Annotated in this window: 2 protein-coding genes and 1 pseudogene; all 3 read left to right on the top strand. The window is 59.8% G+C overall.

Annotated features, from left to right (window positions below; genetic code table 11):
- Nucleotides 1-676: substrate-binding domain-containing protein (locus AC1DRJ_RS24540; protein ID WP_477804440.1), on the top strand; the 676-nt coding region annotated here is incomplete at its 5' end.
- 55 nt (nucleotides 677-731) lie between these two features.
- Complete coding sequence (locus AC1DRJ_RS24535) at nucleotides 732-2,285, top strand: sugar ABC transporter ATP-binding protein (RefSeq protein ID WP_477804439.1); 1,554 nt, start codon at nucleotides 732-734, stop codon at nucleotides 2,283-2,285.
- Nucleotides 2,282-2,421: pseudogene (locus AC1DRJ_RS24530) on the top strand (ABC transporter permease); the annotation flags it as partial. The gene AC1DRJ_RS24535 and the pseudogene AC1DRJ_RS24530, both read left to right, overlap by 4 nt.

Here is a 2,421-nt window from a genome sequence, read left to right as displayed (position 1 = left end):
GGTCAATGCGCTGGTCATCGCACCGGCAGATTCCAAGGCCATGGTTCCGGTGATCAAGAAAGCCATTGATGCTGGTATTACCGTGATCAACATCGACAACCAACTGGATCCGGCCGTCGTCAAAAGCAAGAACATCACGGTGCCGTTTGTAGGCCCGGATAATCGCAAAGGCGCGCGCCTGGTCGGCGAGTACCTGGCCAAGCAGCTGAAGGCCGGTGACGAAGTCGGCATCATTGAAGGCGTGTCCACCACGACCAACGCCCAGGCCCGTACCGCCGGTTTCAAGGATGCGATGGAAGCGGCGCAGATCAAGGTCGTCTCGGTGCAGTCGGGTGACTGGGAGATCGACAAGGGCAATAAAGTTGCCGCTTCGATCCTCAGCGAATACCCGAATGTCAAAGCCTTGCTGGCCGGTAACGACAGCATGGCTGTCGGTGTCGTTTCCGCCGTGCGTGCAGCGGGTAAGGCTGGCAAGGTGCAAGTGGTCGGGTACGACAACATCAATGCCATCAAGCCAATGCTCAACGATGGCCGCGTTTTGGCGACCGCTGACCAGTTTGCCGCCAGGCAAGCGGTGTTCGGTATCGAGACTGCGCTGAAAATCATCAAGGGCGAAAAAGTCGACAGCGGCACCAACGGCGTGATCGAAACTCCGGTGGAGCTGGTCACCAAGTAAGCCTTCTGGCGACACAACAGTGCTCGCCTGCCTGGGCGAGCACGTGGAGAGTTTTATGTCCGTTTGCGTCCCGAACGCTGTCCTGACGGTCAGCGGTATCGGCAAGACTTATGCTCAACCCGTCTTGACCGGCATCGATCTTGCGCTGATACCCGGTGAAGTGCTGGCGCTGACCGGCGAGAATGGTGCGGGAAAAAGCACGCTGTCGAAGATCATCGGTGGGTTGGTGATACCAACCACCGGCCGGATGCAGTTCCAGGGTCAGGATTACCGCCCCGGCAGCCGGACCCAGGCCGAAGACCTGGGCATCCGCATGGTCATGCAAGAACTCAATCTGTTGCCGACCCTGTCGGTGGCGGAGAACCTGTTCCTCGACAATCTGCCCAGCCATGGCGGCTGGATCAGCCGCAAGCAATTGCGCAAAGCGGCGATCGAAGCCATGGCCCAGGTTGGCCTCGACGCGATCGACCCGGACACTCTGGTCGGCGACCTCGGCATTGGCCATCAGCAAATGGTCGAGATCGCCCGCAATCTGATCGGCGACTGCCATGTGCTGATCCTCGACGAACCGACCGCGATGCTCACCACGCGCGAAGTCGAGATGCTATTCGAACAGATCACGCGCTTGCGGGCTCGCGGCGTGGCGATTATCTACATTTCCCACCGCCTCGAAGAATTGGCGCGGGTCGCCCAGCGCATTGCAGTTTTGCGCGATGGCAACCTGGTTTGCGTCGAGCCGATGGCCAATTACAACAGCGAGCAACTGGTGACCTTGATGGTCGGTCGTGAGCTCGGCGAACACATGGACTTGGGGCCGCGAAAGATCGGCGCTCCTGCGTTGACGGTCAAAGGCCTGACCCGCTCCGATAAGGTTCGCGATGTGTCTTTCGAGGTTCGCGCTGGCGAAATCTACGGGATCTCCGGATTGATCGGGGCAGGGCGCACCGAGTTGTTGCGTCTGGTCTTCGGTGCCGACACCGCCGACAGCGGCACGATCGCGCTGGGGTCGCCGGCTCAGGTGGTGAGTATCCGTTCGCCAGCCGATGCGGTAAGTCACGGTATCGCCCTGATCACGGAAGACCGCAAGGGCGAAGGCTTGCTGCTGACCCAATCAATCAGCGCCAACATTGCCTTGGGCAACATGCCGGTGATTTCCAGTGGCGGTTTCGTAAACAACGGCGACGAGATGGCGTTGGCCCAGCGTCAGATCGACGCCATGCGCATTCGCAGTTCGAGCCTGACGCAATTGGTCTCCGAGCTCTCGGGTGGTAATCAGCAGAAGGTCGTAATCGGCCGCTGGCTGGAGCGCGATTGCTCGGTGATGTTGTTTGACGAGCCAACCCGTGGCATCGATGTCGGCGCCAAATTCGACATTTATGCGCTGCTCGGCGAGCTGACTCGACAGGGCAAGGCGCTGGTGGTGGTGTCCAGTGACTTGCGCGAGCTGATGCTGATCTGCGACCGGATCGGGGTGCTTTCGGCGGGGCGCCTGATCGACACGTTCGAGCGCGACAGCTGGACTCAGGATGACTTGCTTGCCGCCGCTTTTGCCGGCTACCAAAAACGTGATGCGTTGCTCAACGAAGCAGCGCCTAAGGACCTTCCATGAAAACTGCATCTTCTGCCGGCAAACGTAGTGGCAATTTCTACGGTCTGGGCACCTACCTGGGCCTGGCCGGTGCCTTGCTGGCGATGATTGCGCTGTTCTCGGTACTGAGCAGCCACTTTCTGTCATACGACACGTT

The sequence above is a fragment of the Pseudomonas sp. P5_B2 genome, assembly GCF_056400445.1.
Note: the sequence above shows the minus strand (reverse complement) of the source record. Positions and strands in the feature narration are given on the sequence as shown.